We start from the raw sequence: 23,111 nt of genomic DNA, 5'->3' as shown, positions 1-23,111 counted from the left end.
GTTTAGCTACAATTTACTTATCTTTTAACCAAATTTGTAATTCAAAAACTAAGAAATGATTTCGAAAAAATATAGCTTCCTTTTTATTTTTCTATTAATTACTATTTCTTCCTTTTCTCAAGATAAATTTACACTTAGTGGAATAATTACAGATATAAAAAACAACGAAACTCTTATTGGTGTTAATGTGTATATTCCTGAAACAAAATCAACTGCCTTAACCAATGAATATGGTTTCTATTCCATTACGCTACCAAAAGGCAATTATACCATTTTGATAAGTCATATCGGTTACAATACATTTTCACAAAACATAACTCTTTCTGAAAACAAAAAAATTAATAGTAGCTTGACTGAAAGCGGTGAAGAGCTTAAAGAAGTTATTATCACTAATAATAAGGGAGAAGCCAATATAAAATCCCCGGAAATGAGTGTAAACAGACTCTCCATTTCCACGATTAAAAAAATGCCTGTTGTGCTGGGTGAAGTTGATGTCCTTAAATCACTATTATTACTTCCTGGAGTTACAAATGCTGGTGAAGGAGCATCTGGCTTCAATGTACGAGGAGGTGGTGCCGACCAAAATTTAATTTTACTAGATGAAGCAACCATCTTTAATTCCTCACATGTCTTTGGCTTCTTTTCTGTATTTAATCCAGATGCCATTAAAGATTTAAAATTATACAAAGGAGGAATTCCAGCCCGTTTTGGAGGAAGAGCCTCATCGGTTTTAGATATTTATCAAAAAGACGGTAGCAGCAAAGGGTTTCATATGAATGGCGGAATAGGATTAATCTCAAGTCGCATTTTGGCCGAAGGACCATTGGTGAAAAACAAAGGTTCATTCCTTATTGGAGGCCGAAGTTCCTATGCCCATCTATTTTTGAAATTATCCGAAAAGCAAAAGAAAAACACCGCCTACTTCTATGACCTGAACACCAAATTAAGTTATAAATTAAACCCTAATAACAATTTATATTTATCTGGATATTTTGGAAGAGACGTATTCTCATTAAGTAAAAGTTTCAGCAATACGTATGGAAACTCCATTGTAAATCTAAGATGGAATCATTTATTTACAGACAAATTATTTTCGAATTTATCTCTAATATATAGTGATTATTACTACGGCTTAGATCTTGATTTTGTGGGTTTCAAATGGGATTCTGGCATTAAAAATTATAATATTAAATACGATTTCAAAAATTACATTTCTGATAATTTCAAATTGAATTACGGAATAAATGCGATCTATTACGAGTTCAATCCAGGTACTATAACTCCATCTGATTCTAATTCAGGAATAAATTTTGATCAACTAGACAAAAAATACGCCTTCGAACCTTCTCTATACATTAGCGCCGACCAGAATATTTCTGAAAAAATATCTTTATCTTATGGTTTACGATACAGTCAGTTTTATAGATTAGGGAAATCAACCGTAAATATTTATGCCAATAATAATCCTGTTGTCTTCAATACAGATTTACAGATCTATGAAAAAGCGACTCCTATAAGCAACCAATTCTACAATAAAAACAAAACAATTAAAAGCTTTAATAATTTAGAACCTCGTTTTTCGTTAGCGTATAAAATTAATGATGAACAGTCCATCAAAGCTAGTTATAATAGAATGGTGCAGTATTTACAATTGATTTCTAATACATCCTCACCTACTCCACTGGACGTCTGGACGCCAAGTGACAACTTTATCAAACCACAAATTGCTGATCAAGTTGCTTTAGGATATTTTAAAAATTTCAAGGATGGGCAGTATTCTCTAGAATTGGAAACGTATTATAAGGAAGTACAAAACAGATTAGACTATATTGACGGAGCTGATTTAATCGCCAATAAGGCCATCGAACAAATTATTCTAAATGGCCAATTGAGATCCTATGGATTAGAGATAATGATTCGAAAAAACGAAGGCAAATTGAATGGGTGGATTTCCTACACACTCTCCAAATCAGAACAACAAACTCCAGGAAGATCAGAAGAAGAATTAGGAATAAATAATGGAAAATGGTACAATTCCGTTTATGACAAAACACACAATCTTGCTATTACGAGTACCTATACGTTAAATCCAAAATGGTCTTTTGGGGCCAATTTTGCCTTACAATCTGGTCAACCAGCAAGCTACCCAAAAGGGCAATACCAATACTTAGGAATTACCGTTCCTAGTTATGGATTACGAAATGAAAATCGATTACCTACGTATCATCATTTAGATGTTTCAGCTACATTAACTCCTGTCAAAAACAACAATCGCAACTGGAAAGGAGAATGGGTTTTTAGTATTTACAATATTTATAATCGCAAAAATGCTGCTTCAATCAACTTTCGACAAAACAATGAAACAGGTAACAATGAAGCTGTAAAAACATCTATTTTCGGAATTGTTCCTGCAGTAAGTTATAACTTTAAATTTTAATCTAATGAAACATATAAATTCCTTAATAGCAGTGCTAACTACTCTTTTATTATGTAGTTGCGAGGATGTGGTTCAAGTTAATTTAAAAACGGATTCACCAAAACTTGTTATAGAAGCATCTATCAATTGGTACAAAAACACCATAGGAAATAGACAAAGCATAAAGTTAACAACAACTACAAATTATTATGACAATTTGATACCTGTAGTTTCTGGAGCAACAGTTTATATAACAAATGCGACAAATGCTACTTTTATTTTTACAGAAGCACAACAAACAGGAGAATATATTTGCACTAATTTTATACCAAAAATAGACGAAACATACACGCTAACAATCCTAAACGGGGGTCAAACCTACCATGCAACCGAAACCATGAAGTCTATTGCACCCATAAGCGAAATTATTCAAAATAATGAAGGTGGCTTTACAGGAAACAATATAGAAATAAAGACATATTATACAGACCCTGCCAATGAGACAAATTATTATTTATACAAATACAGTTATTCCAATCAAGTAACTCAAAATTTTTATACTGATGAAGATACTTTTTTTCAAGGAAATCCTTTTTTTAGTATTTCTCAATCTGATAATTTAAAAGTAGGCGATGAAGTCATAGTCACTCATTATGGCATCTCTAAACAATATTACAACTACATGAATGTACTAGTTAGCATCGCAGGAGGCAATGGTGGCGGGCCTTTCCAATCTCCCCCCGCAACTGTAAGAGGAAACATAATCAATACAACTAATAAAGACGACTACCCTCTTGGTTATTTTTCATTAAGTGAAGTGGATACCAAAACGTATACAATACAATAAAAAAATTATATACTTAAAACCAATATAATTGTCTTAAAAAGGCACATTATAGAATTAAAAACTATTTTCTATCTTTACCCTGTTTTTTAAATTAACAATGACCACTTCCTAATCTTTACTCAAGAAAATGTCCTCACATCATATCGTCCGCGATGACCAAGAACCAGCATTAATAATAGCAAACGGTGCGTCATGCAATCCTGAATTATTAGGTCAATTATTAGAATGGTCTCCATTAGTAATTGTATTAGACTCTGCCATGGAAAGAGTAATGGAATTAGATATAAAAGTGGATGTATTACTCGGTGATTTTGATCGCGATTTTGATGCTAATTACTATAAAGAAAAACAATATCCAATTGAGATAGTACATACTCCTGATCAAAACAAAACCGATTTAGAAAAAGCTTTTGACTACCTCTATGAAAGAAAAATACCCGCTGTAAATGTAGTCTGGGCAACAGGAAGACGAACTGATCATACTATAACCAATTTGACAAACATAGTTCGTTATAGAGAAAAATTGAAAATTGTAATTTTAGATGACCACTCAAAAGTATTTCTTTTACCAAAAAAATTTGAAAAATGGTACACAGCAAATACTGTGATTTCATTAATCCCGATAGGACATGTGACAGGAATTCATTCAGAAAATTTATTTTATCCATTGCAAAATGACAGTTTAACTATTGGCTATAGAACTGGAAGCAGTAATCATGTTACTAAAGATGGAATTGTAATAATTGAGCATGCTGAAGGTGATTTATTGATGATGGAATGTTCCGATTGATTTTTAAATAAAAAACTAATCTATAATAAATCATTGTACCTATTCTTTTTTATATAACTTGCTGTCGACTTTGATGAAATAATAAATTTTATCTTTGTCCTGAAATAATAAAATCATGTCTAAGACGATTACTGAGAAAACAAATTTACATCCAAGAAATCCACACCGATTCCGATACGATTTTAGCCTTTTAACAGAAAGACTTCCTGAATTACAAAAACATGTTTCAATTAATGAACACGGTATTGAAACAATAGATTTTAGCGAACCTGAACCTGTTAAGACTTTAAACAAAGCCTTATTAATTACATACTACAATATAAAATACTGGGATATTCCGAAAAATTATCTTTGCCCACCCATTCCCGGTAGAGCGGATTACATACACTATATCGCTGATTTATTAGCTTCAAGCAATAACGGTGTTATCCCCCAAGGCAATACAGTTGAAGGTTTAGATGTTGGTATTGGAGCTAATTGTATCTATCCAATAATAGGAAATTCAGTTTACGGTTGGAGTTTTGTAGGTACCGACATTGACGAGAAAGCAATTGAAAATTGTAGGAAAATAATTGAAGGAAACCCAAAGTTGATAGATTCTATAAGTCTACAGCAACAGAATGAATCTCGTTTTATATTTAAAAACATCATTACACCCGAAGACAAGTTTGCATTTACTATTTGCAACCCTCCATTTCATTCTTCTCCAGAAGAAGCTTCAAAAAGTGCTTTAAGAAAAGTAAATAATCTAGAAAATACCAGAAAAACTACAAAAGCGGTTTTGAATTTTGGTGGACAAAATGCCGAATTGTGGTGTGAAGGTGGAGAACTTGGTTTTATCACTCAAATGATTTATGAAAGTGCTAAATACCCTATGCAATGCCTTTGGTTTACTACATTAGTATCAAAACAATCTCATCTTACTAGTATTTACAAAACACTGAATAAAGCAAACGTTGTTGAAATAAAGACAATTGACATGGCTCAAGGCCAAAAAATTAGCCGTATTGTTGCTTGGACATTTTTAAGTGAAAAACAGCAAAAAGAATGGAAGTTCTAAAATCATAAGAATGTAAGTTATTACAAACTCACTTTTTGAAGATCAAAAGAACTGAATTATAACTTATAGCATTAATAATACTTCAATAATAAATTTAAAATGAAGTTAAAAAAAAGCCTTCATTATTAATTTAATAATGAAAGTGTAAAAAAATTATTTTACCAAAAAAAACACGCAACTAATTATCGATTGTTGTATTTCTCCCTATTTTTTAATAATAAAAACATGTTTTAACTTAATTTTATGTAAGTTTGAAAAAGTAATCATAAAAATAATTACCAAAATTACTAATTACGTTCCCTAGAGAGCTGTAATAAAAAAACAAACTAACTATAAATTGAACAATATCCGCCCCATTTATTGTTGCTTTTTTATTTGAATCTATTGGTATCAAACACCAAAATGTTTGTTTTAATTTATTATTTAGAATGAATTAATCTTGATCAAATTGTGGAAAAGTTAAAACTACATACCGAAACTCTAGATGACTCCAAAATTTGGAAAAGTCTAAAAGAAGGCGACGAAAATGCTTTTTCAATACTCTTTAAAAAGCATTACCCGCATTTAGTACGTTACGGAAATTCGTTTATTCCCTTTCCTGAAAAAGTACAAGACTGTATTCAAGATGTATTTACTGATATTTGGATTTATAGAGAAAAATTAGCTGATAATGTTGTCGTAAAAGCGTACTTATTATCTTGCGTTCGTAAGCGAATTAGGAGATTACAAGTTCGAGATCGCATTTTTTCACTTAGTAGCCCTATAGAAACACTTCCGTTTTTATTTGATTTTTCAATAGAACATAATTTAATAGCTGATGAAACTACTAATATAAAAGTTTCACATCTTAATCAATTAATTAACGATTTACCTTCTCGACAAAAAGAGGCTTTATATCTGCGTTACACTCAAGAATTATCTGTAGACCAAATTGCAGATACACTTGACATCAATTATCAGTCAGCCAACAACCTTTTACATCGCGCTTTATTAAGCATTCGAAGAGAATGGAGAACAAACGCTCCCCTAATTACACTTCTATTTTCATTTTTTTTCAAGTAAAAAAATAAAATTAAAAAAAAATCGCTTTTAGTGAGTATCCTTTTAGAAAAGGGTCCTCTATATAATTGTAATACTATTTTTTTAATGCAAGATCGCAACAAATATACAGATATAAAGCACTTTTTAGCTGACAATTCATTCCAATTATGGGTGTGCTCCAATGACGACCAATACTATTGGGAAGAATGGACATTAGAAAACTCAAGTCGGGCTAAACTAGTTGAAGAAGCACGGTTATGGCTTTTAGCTATGAAAGTTCCTAGCTCTAACTTATCATCAGATAAAATTCAAAATGCACTAGAAGCAACTTGGAATAAAATTGAAATAAAAGAAAAAAATCAAAATAAAATTAACAAGCCTATAATTAAACTTTGGGGGCAAAAATGGGTAAATCGCGTTGCAGCAGTAGTACTAATAAGTTTATTAACTGGTTTTTTATACAACTATACAAATTCAGACAACAACAACTCATTAGTCTACAATAAGCTTATAGATGATAATAATGAAGGTTTAGTGGAGCAAACTAATAACTCAAACAAACCGCAAACCATTACATTATCAGATGGCAGTTCTGTATTATTACAACCTAAAAGTAAACTAAGTTATCCCAAAATATTTGTGGGAAATGAGAGAAAAGTGTATCTTTCTGGTGAAGGTTTTTTTGAAATTAGCAAAAATCCGAAAAAACCTTTTTTTGTATATGCTAATGAAATTGTTACTAAAGTTGTAGGAACTAGTTTTAAAATAAAAGCATACGCAGACCAACCTAATGTTGAAGTTGTTGTTAGAACAGGAAAAGTAAAAGTTTTGTCAAATCAACAAATCACAAATAAAAAAGACAATTTGATTGTTTTATTACCCAATCAAGCCCTACGATTTATTCGAAAAAGCGCCACTTTTAATAAAATAACTGACATTACACAGGATAAAGTATTAATTAATTCAACAAGTAATATTGAGCAATTAGGATTTGAATTCTCAGATATTCCTGTTACTCAAATTTTCAAAACAATAGAACAAGCTTATTTAGTGAATATTGATTTTCCAAAAGCCAAGTTAAAAGACTGTTATCTTACTACATCATTAAGTGACCAGCCTTTACCTGAAAAACTTAAAATTATTTGCAAAAGTCTTGGAAACAATACTAGCTACGAAATGAATGGAAACCAAATTATTATTATATCAAATGGATGCAACTAACATAATATTGCCTATGAATAAATAGACTAAAAAAAAACGCCGAAAATGCTGTAACATTCTCGACGCCTTGAATTAAAACAATTAGCTCTCTGTAAAGAGTAATTGTTATGTTCTAAAAATAACCCAACTAACGAGTATTAATAAAAACAGACCAAAACTATGAAAAAAAACGTCCTCAACCAACGACTATTTATTCGAATTATGAAAATAACCTTATTACAATTAGTCTTAGCATTTGTCTTCTCCAGTGTGACATTTGCAAATACAATCAGAGGTCAAAAAAAACTAGATACAAAGATTTCAATCTCTGTAACTGATTTGAACTTAGATGTTGTTTTAACAAAAATTGAAAAATTGTCAAATGTGAAATTTTCGTACAATTCGAGAATGTCACAATTAAACCAAAAAGTAAATGTATATGCTGAAAACGAAGCATTATCAAGTGTACTTAATCGCATTTTAAAACCATTAAAAATTAATTATTCTGAAGTAAGCAACCAAATTGTTTTACAAAAAGAAGGTGCTAAAGTGGGTTTTAATGCAGGGATATTTTCTACATTTGATGCTGTAGCTGAAATCATCAAGGGACATGTAATAGACGAAAGTGGAGAAGCATTACCTGGTGTTACAGTCCTTGTAAAAGGAACAAAAAAAGGAACTACAACTGATATAGATGGAAATTACAGTATAACAGCTGAAATTGGTGCTGTTTTACAATTCTCTTATGTAGGTTTAAAAACTGTAGAAATTACAGTAACAGGTACAACCGTTAATGTTACATTAGTAGGAAATGGTGAAACATTGCAAGATGTTGTTGTATTAGGTTCTCGTAGCAGTGCAAGAACAGTGACTGAATCTGCTGTTCCAATTGATGTTATTAGTATGAAAGATATATCTTCTCAAGGACCACAAGCCAACTTAAATCAGATTTTAAACATGGTAGCTCCATCGTTTACTTCTAATACTACTACAGTAGCGGATGGAACGGATCACATTGACCCAGCTCAATTAAGAGGTCTAGGACCGGACCAAGTTTTAGTTTTGGTTAATGGAAAAAGAAGACATACTTCATCATTAGTAAACATCAATGGATCTCCAGGTAGAGGATCAGTAGGAACCGATTTAAATGCTATTCCTGCTTTTGCAATTGATCGTATTGAAGTTTTAAGAGATGGTGCATCTGCTCAATATGGTTCTGATGCTATCGCTGGTGTAATTAACATCAATGTTAAGAAAGCTACAAACAAATTAGACATCAATATTTTAGGTGGAAGCAATGTATCTAGAGGAGCTAATGATCATAGAGGTGGTAGTGATGGAAACAATCTACAAATTGACTTAAACTACGGTACTAGTCTAGGTAAAGAAAAAAGTTTCATCAATGCTACAGGAAGTTTTCAATTAAGAGGACAAACGAGTAGAGCTAAAGATGCAACTGGAACCTTATTCAGTGCTTTTAATGCGATTGAACAAAGAGCTGCAGAAGCTGGAACAAATATTAATACTTTATGGGGAAATATTGGAACTCAAGCTGCCCCAACAGCTAATGAAGCTGGAATTGTTTCTGCTATTAAAACATATGCTCCTCAAGTAGGATATTTTACAACAGCTCAACAATCTTCTATTGCTAATGCAACTTCATTATATGGTGCAACAGGATTACAATCGGTATTAAATTTTGATGCAACAGATGGTGAATTGGCTTACAGAAAACTGGAAAGAAAAGATTTCAACATGAAAGTAGGACAATCTTCATTGGAAAGTGCACAGTTTTTCTTGAATGCTGCTTACCCAATCAATGAAAATCTTGAAGTATACGCTTTTGGTGGTACTAGTCATAGAACAGGTCAAGCAGAAGGTTTTTACAGAAGACCAAATCAATCTAGAGCTTATACTGCTTTGTTTCCTAATGGTTTTTTACCTGAAATTCATTCTACAATTAATGATATCTCTGCCGCAGCAGGAATTAGAGGTATGATCTTCAAAACTTGGAATTTTGATTTAAGTAATACTTTTGGTAGAAACTCTTTTGATTATAATATTGAAAACACATTAAATGCAACTTTAAGAGAAAATTCTCCTACTGAATTTGATGCTGGTGGATTGGCTTTTTCTCAAAATACAACTAACTTTGATACGTCTAGAAAATTTGACAAATTAAACGTTGCTTTTGGTGCTGAATACAGACATGAGAATTTTCAAATTAATGCTGGAGTACCGGATTCTTATAATCAATATGACATCAACGGTGGTATTGTAACAGGAACTACAGCTTCTGAATTAAAAGTAACTGACTTTTATGGTTCTGCAAGACCTGGAGGATCACAAGTTTTTCCTGGTTTCAAACCATCAAATACAGTTGATAAAGGTCGTAACAGTGTAGCTTTATATACTGATTTAGAATATGATGTTACAGAAAAATGGTTAGTAAACGGAGCACTTCGTTTCGAAAATTATTCTGATTTTGGTAACACTACAAATTATAAATTAGCGACTCGTTATAAATTAACAGATAACATTAACTTACGTGGTGCTGTTTCTACTGGATTTAGAGCTCCTTCATTACACCAAATTTATTTTAATTCAACAGCTACACAATTCGTAGGTGGTGTACCATTTGAAGTAGGAACATTCAGTAATGATTCGCAAGCTGCTAAATTATTAGGAATTCCACAATTAAAACAAGAAGAATCTCAAAGTGCAAGTGTTGGTTTTACTGCAAAAATACCTGAAGCTAAACTTACTTTGACTGCTGATGCCTATATTGTTAAAATTAATGACAGAGTAGTACTTACAGATCAATTTTCTAGACCTGGAGGAACTCCTGCAGCTGGAACTCCTGCAGCACAATTAAACACTTTGTTTGATAATGCAAATGCTACTGCAGCAACTTTCTTTGCAAATGCAATTGATACTGAGTCAAGAGGAATCGATGTTGTTATAAGCCATAAAGCAAATGTTGGAAATGGTTTAACATTAAAAACTGATTTATCAGGAACATTATCAAGTACAAAAAGAGTTGGTAATATTCACGCTTCACAAATTTTAACAGATAACGGGCAAATTAACCGTTACTATTCTGAATCAAGTAGAGTATATCTTCAAGAAGCTGTGCCAAGAGTTAAAGCTAATTTAACAAACTCATTGTCAGTGAAAAAATTCGATTTCTTCTTGAGAAATGTGTACTTCGGTCAAGTTACAGATCCAAATACTGCTGATGCAAATGGAGATGGAACTATTGACACTGCTGTAGTAAATGGGCAAACCGTTGCTGTTGAACATCCGGTTTGGGGAGCAAGAGTAATAACTGATCTATCTGTAGGATATAAATTTACTGATAATGTTAAAGTTGTAGTAGGTGCAAACAATATTTTTGATGTGTATCCAGACGAAAATTTAGAATCATTAAAAAGTTCTAATCAATTTACTTATTCAAGAAATGTATCTCAATTTGGACAAAACGGAAGATTCGTTTTTGCTAGGTTAAGTTTAAGCTTCTAAATAAACTTTTTTTTTACATAGAAACCATCATGTTCGCATGATGGTTTTTTTTTTTTAGAATTAACTTCCGTCCAAAATAGTTATAAACTTCGTAACTTTGTAATTCTAAAAACTTTGCCCCAAAATACCAATGAATTTCCAAGTAGTATCAGATTACCAACCCAAAGGCGACCAGCCACAAGCTATTGAAAAATTAACTCAAGGAATTGTTGATGGTGAAAAATTCCAAACATTATTAGGAGTAACTGGTTCGGGTAAAACTTTTACGGTTGCTAACGTCATTCAGGAAGTACAAAGACCCACATTAGTTTTAGCACACAATAAAACTTTGGCCGCACAATTGTATTCAGAGTTCAAGCAGTTTTTCCCAAATAATGCTGTAGAATATTTTGTTTCTTACTATGATTACTATCAGCCAGAAGCATTTATGCCCGTTTCTGGGGTCTTTATTGAAAAAGATTTATCAATCAATGAAGAACTAGAAAAAATGCGTTTAAGCACCACCTCTTCACTCCTTTCTGGCAGAAGAGATATATTGGTAGTTGCATCTGTTTCTTGCTTATATGGTATTGGAAATCCAGTGGAATTTCAAAAAAATGTAATTGAAATTGAAAGAGATCAAACCATTTCACGAACCAAATTATTACACAGCTTAGTTCAGAGTTTATATTCCAGAACTGAAGCTGATTTTACTCCCGGAAATTTTAGGATAAAAGGAGATACTGTAGAAGTATATCCAAGTTATGCAGATGATGCTTTTCGCGTACATTTCTTTGGTGATGAAATTGAAGAAATTGAATCTTTTGATATAAAAACAGCTGCAGTAATTGAAAAATTCGAAAAACTAACAATTTACCCAGCAAATATGTTTGTGACTTCACCAGATGTACTACAAGGTGCAATTTGGGAAATCCAACAAGACTTAGTCAAACAAGTCGATTATTTTAAAGAAATAGGAAAACACCTTGAAGCAAAACGATTGGAAGAACGTACCAATTTTGATTTAGAAATGATTAGAGAATTGGGATATTGCTCTGGAATAGAAAATTACTCCCGCTACCTCGATGGTAGACTAGCTGGAACTAGACCATTCTGTTTATTAGATTATTTTCCAAAAGATTTTTTAATGGTGGTAGACGAAAGTCACGTGACCTTATCACAAGTACATGCCATGTATGGAGGTGACCGTTCTCGAAAAGAAAATTTAGTCGAGTATGGATTTAGACTGCCTGCCGCAATGGATAATCGACCTTTGAAATTTGAGGAATTTGAAGCCATGCAAAACCAAGTAATCTATGTTTCAGCAACTCCTGCCGACTATGAATTACAAAAAACGGATGGCGTAGTTGTTGAACAAGTAATTCGACCTACTGGATTATTAGATCCTATTATAGAAATCCGACCTAGTTTAAACCAAATTGACGATTTAATTGAAGAAATTCAAGTGAGATGCGAATTAGACGAACGCGTTCTTGTAACAACATTAACCAAAAGAATGGCAGAAGAATTAGCCAAATACTTAACAAAGGTTAATATTCGTTGTCGCTATATACATTCGGATGTTGATACCTTAGAACGAATTGAAATCATGCAAGATTTACGAAAAGGAATTTTCGATGTATTAATTGGCGTAAACCTACTACGTGAAGGTCTAGATTTACCCGAAGTATCACTCGTTGCAATTTTAGATGCTGATAAAGAAGGTTTCTTAAGAAGCCATCGATCATTGACTCAAACCATTGGTAGAGCCGCAAGAAACCTAAATGGAAAAGCAATAATGTACGCTGATAAGATTACCGCCAGCATGCAAAAAACGATTGACGAAACAAACTATCGTAGAACGAAACAAATAAACTTTAATACCGAAAACAATCAAATACCTCAAGCATTAAACAAGAAAATCGATAGTGCTTTTACTAAAAATCCCCTGGTAGAATATGAATTAGGACATACATTAAATACCGCAGCAGAAACAGTAACTGAATATTTATCAAAAGATCAAATAGAAAAACGCATTCGAGAAAAACGCAAATCTATGGAGAAAGCAGCTAAAGAACTGGATTTTATGCAAGCAGCAAAATTACGTGATGAAATTAAAATGCTTCAAGAGCAACTTCATTGATCATGAAATTCCTTATAAATTTTCAATAATGCTTCTGGTGAGATAACAGTATTAGGTGATTTTTCCATCTTTTTAAGTACTCGTTTTGTAGCATCCGGATTTATTCCCATGCTAATAGAAATTTGATGAATCGTATTAGACTCATTTGCATTTAAAATACGTCCTTTATGCATTAAAAATGCTAAACGATAAAACTGCTGCATACGTCTAAATCCTGTTTTAGCAGCCATTTTGGGTAATTCTAAAAGGAATAAATTATTAAAATCACCTTTTTCTAAATCTAAAGCATTCGCAATAACAAATAAAAAGTCATAGTCTTTTTTAGGTAAAACACCATTCTCAGTAGAAAAAGTAATCATATCTAAAAGTAAGCTCTTTTTTTCTTCGTAAGTATCCATTAATATAATTTTTTTTAGCTAAAATATCGTTTTTAAAATGAAAAACAAAGACCAAACAGTGATTCAACAATTTAATCTATTATTCCTATTTTTTTTAACATCTATAGGTCTATTAGCGCAACAAAGTACAGCGACAAAACAAGTGTCTACTTTTACCATTAATGCACCGCAATTAAATACAACAAAAAAAATATGGGTCTATCTTCCAAAGGATTATTACGGCACTAATAAAAAATTTTCTGTTTTATATATGCATGATGCTCAAAATCTATTTGACTCCAAAACATCTTATGCAGGAGAATGGAATGTGGACGAAAAATTAGATAGTATTAATGCCCAAATAATTGTTATTGGAATTGAACATGGTAATGAAAAACGAATCGATGAATTGACTCCCTATAAAAATGAAAAATATGGAGGAGGAAATGCGGATGCCTATCTAAAGTTTATTGTTGAAACTTTGAAACCAAAAGTAGACAGCACTTATAGGACCAAAACGAAATCTAGAAATACAATTATTATGGGAAGCTCTTTAGGTGGTCTTACCTCCTATTATGCAGTTTTAAAATACCCAAAAGTATTTGGAAAAGCGGGTGTTTTTTCTCCTTCATTTTGGTTTAGTAAAGACATATATAGTCTTACCGAAAATTCAAAAAAAATAAACTCCAAAATCTACTTTCTTTGTGGTGATAATGAAAGTGAAGAGATGGTTTCTGATCTCAACAGAATGGAATATTTACTAAATACAAATAGATGTTATTGCCTCCATTTAAATGAAAAAAAAATAGTTAAAAGGGGACAACACAATGAAAAATTATGGCGTGATGGTTTTATAAAAGCATTACTATGGCTTGGTTACTAAAGCTTTTGTGTGAAATTTTAATATAATTACATTACTTTTAAACTATTAAATCCAAAATAAATGAAATTAATAGTAAAAGAATACATCCTAAAACTAAAACATACATTTACAATATCAAGAGAATCCATTGATGTACAACCCTCTTTAATTGTTGAATTAGAAAGCGAAGGATTTTCTGGCTACGGAGAAGCAACATCAAATCCATATTATAACATTACAGTTCCAATGATGATTGCCGATTTAAATAAAATTCGTCCCATTATCGAAGAATCTGAAGATCAAACACCAGAAGAATTTTGGCAAATGATGCACCCCTATTTAAAAGGAAATATGTTCGCTTTATGCGCTTTAGATATGGCATATACTGATTTATACGCTCGTAAAAAAGGAAAAAAACTATATGAATATTGGAACTACACAATTGAAAACAATCCATTAACCGACTATACAATTGGAATCGCATCAATAGACAAAATGGTCTCAAAAATGAAAGAACTTCCATGGCCTATTTATAAAATAAAATTAGGAACACACGAAGATATTGCCATAGTAAAAGAACTTAGAAAACATACAGATGCCATTTTTAGAATAGATGCAAATTGTGGTTGGGGAATTGAAGAAACCATCAACAACGCAGTTGAATTAAAAAAATTAGGTGTAGAATTTCTAGAACAACCTATGAAAGCCAACAATTGGGACGCTCATAAAGAAGTTTTCAAATATTCCGTTTTACCAATAATTGCCGATGAAAGCTGCATTATAGAAGAAGATGTTGCTAAATGTTACAATCATTTTCACGGGGTGAATATTAAACTTGTAAAATGCGGTGGGTTAACTCCTGGAAAAAGGATGATCGAGCAAGCAAAAAAATTAGGGTTAAAAACAATGGTGGGTTGCATGACTGAATCATCAGTAGGAATTTCAGCCATTGCTCATTTATTACCACAATTAGATTATGTAGATATGGATGGTGCCTTACTCCTAGCAGAAGACATTGCAGATGGTGTTACTATAAATGAGGGTGAAATTTATTATTCTAAACTCAATGGTACCGGAGTTATTTTAAAATAAAAAAAATGAAAGTTAATTCATTCCCAAATAGAATCCTTAAAACAGAAAATGAAAAATATCTCTATTTTGGAGGAACTGCCTACTTGGGGTTACCAACAAATAAAAAATTTCAAAAAATACTTATCAGTAATATTTTACAATGGGGAACTGCTTATGGTAGCTCAAGAAGTGCAAATGTAAAATTAACTGCATACGAAAAAGGCGAAAAATTTCTAGCTAGATTTATCAAAGCCGAAGCAACAATTACTGTTTCTTCGGGCATGTTAGCAGGTAAAATTACAATTGATGTATTGCAATCTCAAACAGATCAATTTTTTCATTATCCCAACATACATACTGCAATAAAAAGTGCAAATAGTATTCCGTTTTTCGTTCAAAACGAAATGAATCCAAGACTATTAGACAATTTAAAAGAAAGAATTACAATTCTTACTGATGCTGTTCCTTCTTTTAATACAGAACCAATTGATCTTTCATTTCTAAATTTTATACCCGCTAATAAAGAGATTACTTTAGTGCTAGACGAATCCCATTCTCTTGGTATTTTGGGAACTAATGGTTGTGGTATTTTTTCATCTATAGCCTATCCAAATGTTAAGCGAAAAATTATGTTATCCTCTTTAGGAAAAGCCTTTGGATTAACAGGAGGCGTAATTGTTAGTGATGCTGAATTTATTCAACAAATAAGAAAAAACGACAGTTTTGTTTCTAGTGCAGGAATGAATCCAGCATTTGTTCAAACAATAGCTGATGCTGAAATAATATACATCAAACAACATCAAAAACTAAAAGACAACTTAGCTTACCTTAAAAAAAACTTGAAAGAAAACAAAACATTTAATTTCAACGGTGATTACCCTTTAATTTACCTCGAAAATGATGCAATTAATCCCATTTTAATAGAAAATAAAATAATAATTGCTAATTTCAAATATGCATCGGAAATTAAAGATTTGAATCGAATTGTAATTACTGCAAACCACAAAAAAGAAGATCTAGATAAAATAATTGGAGTTTTAAACCAATTCTAATTCTCAAATTAAAATTGATGCGCAATTCGTTTTAAAACGTACCTTTGTAAAAAAATAGAATATGATGACAAATAACGATATCTTTAAAAAATTACGTGTTGCCTTAATGCTACGTGACGACCAAATAGTTGAAATTTTAGAATTGGTAGACTTTAGAATTACTAAATCAGAATTAGGTGCATTTTTCCGTGACGAAAAACACGAGAACTATATGGAATGTGGCGATCAAGTATTGCGTAATTTTCTAAACGGATTAGTTATACATTTACGCGGAACAAAAGAAAATCCAAAAAATCCAAATGATGTTTTAGCAAAACACAAAGCGCAAATTCCTGTTAAGGACCCAACTAAAGAAAGAAAGGAATTCAAGGCTAAACCAAGAGACGAAGAAAAGTCTAGAGGTGATGAAGCGCCATCAAAAACTAGCGCAGCTAAAAAACCTTCCAAAAAACAATATCCAAAAGGAAATGCAAAAGTACAGGTCGTAGAAAAAGTAAAATACAATTTCGGAAAGAACAAAAAATCATAAATAAAGACAAATCACTCTTTATAATTATAACAAAAAAATCCTAAGCTTTCACTTAGGATTTTTTGATATATACTCTTTTTTCTATTTAAGAAAGTGCTGCTTTAACTTGATCAGCTGCTTCTTGAAATTCAACAGCAGATAAAATTGGCATTCCTGAATTATCAATTAATTCTTTTGCAATAGCTGCATTAGTACCTTGTAAACGAACAATGATTGGTACTTTAATTGCATCACCCATGTTTTTGTAAGCATCAACTACTCCCTGTGCCACACGGTCACAACGAACAATACCTCCAAAAATATTAATCAAAATTGCTTTAACGTTTGGATCTTTTAAGATAATACGGAAAGCAGTTTCAACACGTTTTGCATCAGCAGTTCCACCTACGTCAAGAAAGTTTGCAGGTTCAAAACCAGCATACTTAATTAAATCCATAGTTGCCATTGCTAATCCAGCTCCGTTAACCATACATCCCACTGTACCATCAAGATCAACATAATTTAATCCTACTTCTTTAGCTTCTACTTCGATTGGATTCTCCTCACGGATATCACGCATGTCAGCATATTTCTTTTGTCTATATAAAGCATTATCATCGATATTTACTTTAGCATCAACAGCCATTATTTTATTATCAGATGTTTTCAAAACTGGATTGATTTCAAACATTGAAGCATCAGAACCAATATATGCATTATATAATGAGTCAATGAATTTCACCATTTCTTTGAAAGCATTACCAGAAAGACCTAAATTAAAGGCAATTCTTCTTGCTTGAAAACCTTGTAATCCAACAGAAGGATCAACTTCTTCAGTAAAAATTAAATGAGGTGTGTGCTCAGCAACTTCTTCAATATCCATTCCACCTTCAGTAGAATACATAATCATGTTACGACCAGTCGCTCTATTCAACAAAACAGAAACATAAAACTCAGAAGTTTCAGATTCACCAGGATAATAAACATCTTCAGCGATTAAAACTTTATGTACTTTTTTACCTTCAGCAGATGTTTGAGGTGTTACTAATTGCATTCCAATAATTTGTTCTGCAATTTCTTCAACTTGTTGTAAATTTTTAGCAAGCTTAACTCCACCACCTTTTCCACGTCCACCTGCATGAACTTGTGCTTTTACAACATACCAACTCGTTCCCGTTTCAGTAGTTAATTGTTTAGCAGCAGCAACAGCTTCTACTGGACTATTAGCAACAATTCCGCGTTGAATGCGAACTCCGTAGCTAGCTAAAATCTCTTTTCCTTGATATTCGTGTATGTTCATAATATAGAATTTGTCTGGATTCTGAAGTTATTTCAGAATATAAGTGGCACAAAAATAGCAAAATTCATCTAAACAGAGAAATCTTTTTCCGATTTAAAATTTCAAAAATGTTACACAAAAAAATACAACAAGAGAAACAAACATAATTAGCGCATAAATTAAAAATAAAAACAAGCGAAAGGTATTGCTATAACGTTTGAAATATAATTTGTAAATTTGATAAGAACTACAATAATTGCCTATCTAATACAATTCAAAACAAACGCTATTGACGAATTAACAATACACAGGTGCTTAAACACCATTATTATTATTAATTAAACGTTTTTCTATTATTACTATAAAAATAAGACGCATTGCTTGTTTTGGATACATTATATTCAATGAAATCTTTATTTTTGTAGAAAAAAATTATAAAGCATGAAAGTTAAAGAACAAGGCCTTTATTTGCCTGAATTTGAACACGACAACTGTGGCGCGGGATTTATTTGTAATTTAAACGGAATAAAATCTAACGATATCATTCATAAAGCACTTGACATTCTAATTAAATTAGAACATCGTGGTGCAGTAAGTGCTGACGGAAGAACTGGAGATGGAGCAGGAATTCTTTTTGATATTCCTCATGATTTTTTTAAAAAAGTATGTGACTTTGAAATCCCAGCAACAAGAGAGTATGCAGTTGGAATGGTTTTTTTACCAAAAAAGAAAAACCAAGCTAAATTTTGCATGGATACTTTTGAAAAAACGGTACAAGATCAAAATTTAAAAATTTTAGGTTGGAGAGATGTTCCTGTTGATGTTACAAATCTAGGACAAATCGCAGCCGAAAAAGAACCTACAGTTAAGCAAGTATTTATAGGTAAAAATGGTTTAGAATTGACAGAACAACAATTCAATGCTAAATTATTTGCAGCCAGAAAAATAGGAGAACATTTAATTCTGAAATCAAAAACTTCAGAAAGTCATATGTTTTACTTCTCTAGTTTATCAACAACGACTATAATATATAAAGGATTATTAATGCCCGAAGATATCAGTAGATATTATACGGATTTAACGGATACTGATTTAGTAACTCGTTTGGCATTAGTACACCAGCGTTTTTCTACCAATACATTTCCTTCTTGGGAATTAGCACAACCGTTTAGACACATGTGTCATAATGGTGAAATCAATACACTTCGTGGAAACGTAAGTAGAATGCGTGCTCGTGAAGAATTGATGAAAAGTGAGGTTTTTGGAGAAGATATTAAAAAAATGTTCCCTATTATATTAGAAGGAAAATCAGATTCAGCTTCTATGGATATGGTTGTAGAATTGTTATTGATGACTGGACGTACACTTCCAGAAGCAATGATGATGGTAGTTCCTGAAGCTTGGGAAAAACACCAAACCATGTCGGATGAAAAGAAAGCATTCTATGAATACAACTCTTGTATCATGGAACCATGGGATGGTCCTGCTTCTATTCCGTTTACCGATGGAAATGTGATTGGTGCATTATTAGATAGAAATGGACTTCGTCCTTCTCGATATACATTAACAAAAACTGGTTTTGTAATTATGGCTTCAGAAATTGGAGTTCTTGATATAAATCCTGAAGATGTTGTTCAACACGGTCGTTTGGAGCCAGGAAAAATGTTCCTTGTGGACATGAATGAAGGTCGTATTATTGAAGATGATGAGATAAAAAATGCAGTTGTTACTAAACGTCCCTATAGACAATGGTTGAATGAAAATCTTCTTCCACTAGCTAAAGTTCCTTATACCAATAATGAAACTCCGACAGAGAATATTGACTTTGAAACGAGATTACGTTTATTTGGATACTCAATAGAAGATGTAAAAACCATTATAACCCCAATGGGTGCTAATGGAGCTGAGGCAATTAGCTCAATGGGTAATGATACTCCATTGGCTGTATTATCAGAACAACCACAACTATTATACAACTATTTTAAACAATTATTTGCTCAAGTTACTAATCCACCTTTGGATGGTATTCGTGAAGAAATAATTACAGATATTAGTTTAGCTATTGGCGGTGATTATAATATTTTTGATATTGAAGCTAAACAATGTAAAAAATTAAAAATCCAAAATCCAGTTATCTCTAAAGAGGATTTAGATAAAATAAAAAATATTGACCATGCCGATTTTAAATCTGCTTCTATTTCTACTCTATACAAAATAGAAAAAGGAGTTAATGGTTTAGAGCGTGCATTAGAAAAATGTGTTCAGGCAACTTATAAAGCAGTTAGCGAAGGACATAATATAATCATACTTTCTGATAGAGGTGTTACTGAAAAAATGGCACCAATACCTATGCTATTAGCATGTTCTTATATTCATCATTCATTGAATAAATTACAAGTTCGTTCAAAATTTGGAATTATCATTGAATCTGCCGAACCACGTGAACCACATCATTTCGCCTTATTATTTGGTTATGGAGCAAGCGCTATCAATCCATATTTAGTAAATGAAATTATACGTGACCAAGTTGACAAAGGCTTTATTACTAATGTAAAAGCGGATTACGCAATTTCAAACTACAACAAAGCGATTGCTAAAGGAATTTTGAAAATCATGAATAAAATTGGTATCTCTACTTTACATTCGTATAGAGCTGCCCAAATTTTTGAAATATTAGGTCTTAATAAAACCTTTTCTACAAAATATTTCCCATACACTCCTTCTAGAATTGAAGGAATTGGGTTAAATGAAATTGAAAAAGAAGTTAAAAAAAGACACCAAAAAGCTTTCCCAAATTCTAAAATTGCAAGTTTATTACCTTTAGAAATTGGTGGAATATATAGATGGAGAAGAACAGGTGAAAAACACATGTTCAATCCAACTACAATTGCTAAATTACAGCAAGCAGTACGTTTAAACAGTCCAGAAAGTTATAAAGAATATTCTACAATGGTCAACGAGCAAAGCTCAAATTTAATGACTATTAGAGGTTTATTCGAATTTAATAATTTAGATCCAATTTCTATTGATGAAGTAGAACCTTGGACTGAAATTGTAAAAAAATTCAAAACTGGAGCGATGTCTTATGGATCTATTAGCCAGGAAGCCCATGAAAACTTGGCAATTGCCATGAATAGAATTGGTGGAAAAAGTAATTCTGGAGAAGGTGGAGAAGATCCAAAACGTTTCCAAAAAGAATTAAATGGAGATTCTAAAAATAGTGCTATTAAGCAAGTTGCTAGTGGTCGTTTTGGAGTATCTATCAATTATTTGACAAGTGCCAAAGAGATTCAAATAAAAATGGCTCAAGGTGCTAAGCCTGGAGAAGGTGGTCAATTACCTGGTGAAAAAGTAGTGCCGTGGATTGCGAAAGTAAGAAATTCAACTCCATACGTAGGACTTATATCTCCTCCTCCACACCATGATATTTATTCTATTGAAGATTTATCACAATTGATTTTTGATTTAAAAAATGCAAATCGTGATGCACGTGTAAACGTAAAATTAGTATCAGAAGTTGGTGTTGGAACAATCGCAGCCGGAGTTGCAAAAGCGAAAGCCGATGTGATTTTAATTTCTGGATATGATGGAGGAACTGGAGCTGCTCCATTAACTTCATTACAACATACTGGTATTCCTTGGGAACTTGGTTTAGCCGAAGCACAACAAACTTTAATCTTAAATGATTTAAGAAGTCGTGTTGTATTAGAATGTGATGGTCAATTGAAAACAGGTCGTGACGTTGCTATTGCAGCATTACTTGGAGCAGAAGAATTTGGTTTTGCTACAGCACCACTAGTTGCATCAGGTTGTATCATGATGAGAGCTTGTCATTTAAATACCTGCCCAGTAGGTATTGCTACTCAAGATCCCGAATTAAGAAAAAATTTCAAGGGAACACCAGAGCATATCATTAACTTCATGTATTTCATTGCTGAAGAGTTAAGAGAAATCATGGCTCAATTAGGTTTCAGAACCTTGAAAGAAATGGTAGGACAATCACAAAAACTGAATGTTAATAAAGCAATTAAGCATTATAAAGCAAACGGATTAGATCTATCTACTATTTTATACAAACCAGAAAAAGCGAAGACAGTACCTAATCACAATACAACAACTCAAGATCACGCACTAGATAATGTACTTGATTTTGAAATCATAAAAGCGGCTATTCCTTCTATTTATAGAAAAGAGAAAACAAGAGTTACTTTTGATATCAAAAATACGGACCGTTCTGTAGGTGCCATATTAAGTAATGAAATTTCAAAAATCTATGGCGCACAAGGTTTACCTGAGGACACTATATTAGTAGATTTCACCGGTTCTGCAGGTCAAAGTTTTGGTGCATTTGCAACCAATGGATTATCATTTAAAATTCATGGAAACTGCAATGACTACTTAGGAAAAGGACTTTCTGGAGGTAAATTAATTATCAAAGTACCCCCTACAGCTACATTTAAACCGGAGGAAAACATCATCATCGGTAACGTAGCCCTTTATGGTGCTATAACTGGTGAAGCATATATCAATGGTATGGCAGGGGAACGTTTCTGCGTTAGAAATTCTGGAGCAACAGCAGTTGTTGAAGGAATTGGAGATCATGGTTGTGAATACATGACTGGAGGTACAGTTGCTGTGCTAGGAAGAACAGGAAGAAATTTTGCTGCTGGAATGAGTGGTGGTGTTGCCTATGTTTTTGACGAGCAAAAACAATTTGAAAATGGCTTATGCAATATGGAAATGGTTGCCTTAGAAACTTTGGAAGAAGAAGATTTAACTAAACTAAAACGTTTAATTAAAAACCATTCCATGTATACCAATAGTCCATTAGCAAAAAGAATTTTGGAAGACTGGGAAAACCAACAAAAACATTTTATCAAAGTAATGCCTAGAGATTATAAAATAGCATTACAACGATTAGCAGAAGAAAAGAAAATTGAAGAACTAATAGCAACAGCATAGTT

Annotated in this window: 15 protein-coding genes; 13 read left to right on the top strand and 2 right to left on the bottom strand. The window is 32.2% G+C overall.

Annotated features, from left to right (window positions below):
- Positions 1-55: 55 nt before the first annotated feature.
- The 8 genes from AB3G36_RS08690 (at position 56) to uvrB (ending at position 12,998) form a co-directional block, all read left to right on the top strand.
- A complete protein-coding gene (locus AB3G36_RS08690; protein ID WP_367751812.1) occupies positions 56-2,437 on the top strand; it encodes a carboxypeptidase-like regulatory domain-containing protein in 2,382 nt (793 codons plus the stop codon).
- Positions 2,438-2,441: 4 nt separating this feature from the next.
- Positions 2,442-3,263, top strand: a complete 822-nt coding sequence (locus tag AB3G36_RS08685) for a DUF4249 domain-containing protein (protein WP_367751810.1) — start codon at positions 2,442-2,444, stop codon at positions 3,261-3,263.
- Positions 3,264-3,390: 127 nt separating this feature from the next.
- Entirely contained in the window at positions 3,391-4,053 is a 663-nt protein-coding gene (locus AB3G36_RS08680) for a thiamine diphosphokinase (protein ID WP_367751808.1), read from the top strand.
- Between the two features lie 115 nt (positions 4,054-4,168).
- Complete coding sequence (gene rlmF / locus AB3G36_RS08675) at positions 4,169-5,113, top strand: 23S rRNA (adenine(1618)-N(6))-methyltransferase RlmF (RefSeq protein WP_367751806.1); 945 nt, start codon at positions 4,169-4,171, stop codon at positions 5,111-5,113.
- Positions 5,114-5,563: 450 nt separating this feature from the next.
- Entirely contained in the window at positions 5,564-6,175 is a 612-nt protein-coding gene (locus AB3G36_RS08670; protein ID WP_367751804.1) for an RNA polymerase sigma factor, read from the top strand.
- 84 nt (positions 6,176-6,259) lie between these two features.
- Positions 6,260-7,375 (top strand): FecR family protein, encoded by a 1,116-nt coding sequence (locus AB3G36_RS08665; RefSeq protein WP_367751802.1) that lies wholly within the window; start codon positions 6,260-6,262, stop codon positions 7,373-7,375.
- A gap of 159 nt (positions 7,376-7,534) precedes the next feature.
- The gene (locus AB3G36_RS08660) at positions 7,535-10,876 is read left to right on the top strand and encodes a TonB-dependent receptor (protein WP_367751800.1); all 3,342 of its coding nucleotides are present in this window, start codon (positions 7,535-7,537) and stop codon (positions 10,874-10,876) included.
- A gap of 130 nt (positions 10,877-11,006) precedes the next feature.
- Positions 11,007-12,998, top strand: a complete 1,992-nt coding sequence (gene uvrB, locus AB3G36_RS08655; RefSeq protein ID WP_367751798.1) for an excinuclease ABC subunit UvrB — start codon at positions 11,007-11,009, stop codon at positions 12,996-12,998.
- Here the strand turns inward: uvrB and AB3G36_RS08650 are convergent.
- Positions 12,992-13,396, bottom strand: a complete 405-nt coding sequence (locus AB3G36_RS08650; protein ID WP_367751796.1) for an excinuclease ABC subunit B — start codon at positions 13,394-13,396, stop codon at positions 12,992-12,994. The genes uvrB and AB3G36_RS08650 overlap by 7 nt on opposite strands.
- Before the next feature lie 37 nt (positions 13,397-13,433).
- On the opposite strand from AB3G36_RS08650, the gene AB3G36_RS08645 reads away from it, so the two are divergent.
- From AB3G36_RS08645 to AB3G36_RS08630, 4 genes are all read left to right on the top strand, one after another.
- Entirely contained in the window at positions 13,434-14,258 is an 825-nt protein-coding gene (locus AB3G36_RS08645) for an alpha/beta hydrolase (protein ID WP_367751794.1), read from the top strand.
- A 60-nt stretch (positions 14,259-14,318) separates the two neighbouring features.
- The gene (locus tag AB3G36_RS08640) at positions 14,319-15,329 is read left to right on the top strand and encodes a dipeptide epimerase (RefSeq protein ID WP_367751792.1); all 1,011 of its coding nucleotides are present in this window, start codon (positions 14,319-14,321) and stop codon (positions 15,327-15,329) included.
- Between the two features lie 5 nt (positions 15,330-15,334).
- On the top strand, positions 15,335-16,360 hold the full coding sequence (locus tag AB3G36_RS08635; RefSeq protein ID WP_367751790.1) for an aminotransferase class I/II-fold pyridoxal phosphate-dependent enzyme: 1,026 nt from the start codon (positions 15,335-15,337) through the stop codon (positions 16,358-16,360).
- A gap of 64 nt (positions 16,361-16,424) precedes the next feature.
- On the top strand, positions 16,425-16,889 hold the full coding sequence (locus AB3G36_RS08630) for a DUF1456 family protein (protein WP_367757915.1): 465 nt from the start codon (positions 16,425-16,427) through the stop codon (positions 16,887-16,889).
- Positions 16,890-16,974: 85 nt separating this feature from the next.
- Here the strand turns inward: AB3G36_RS08630 and sucC are convergent, their stop codons facing one another.
- Positions 16,975-18,168, bottom strand: a complete 1,194-nt coding sequence (gene sucC, locus AB3G36_RS08625; protein WP_367751788.1) for an ADP-forming succinate--CoA ligase subunit beta — start codon at positions 18,166-18,168, stop codon at positions 16,975-16,977.
- A 420-nt stretch (positions 18,169-18,588) separates the two neighbouring features.
- Here sucC and gltB point away from each other — a divergent pair, with 420 nt between their 5' ends.
- A complete protein-coding gene (gene gltB / locus AB3G36_RS08620; RefSeq protein ID WP_367751786.1) occupies positions 18,589-23,109 on the top strand; it encodes a glutamate synthase large subunit in 4,521 nt (1,506 codons plus the stop codon).
- The last annotated feature ends 2 nt before the right edge of the window (positions 23,110-23,111 follow it).

Origin of the sequence: Flavobacterium sp. WC2430, from assembly GCF_040822075.1 — a bacterium.
Lineage (GTDB): Bacteria > Bacteroidota > Bacteroidia > Flavobacteriales > Flavobacteriaceae > Flavobacterium.
This window is presented reverse-complemented; position numbering and strand designations above follow the sequence as displayed.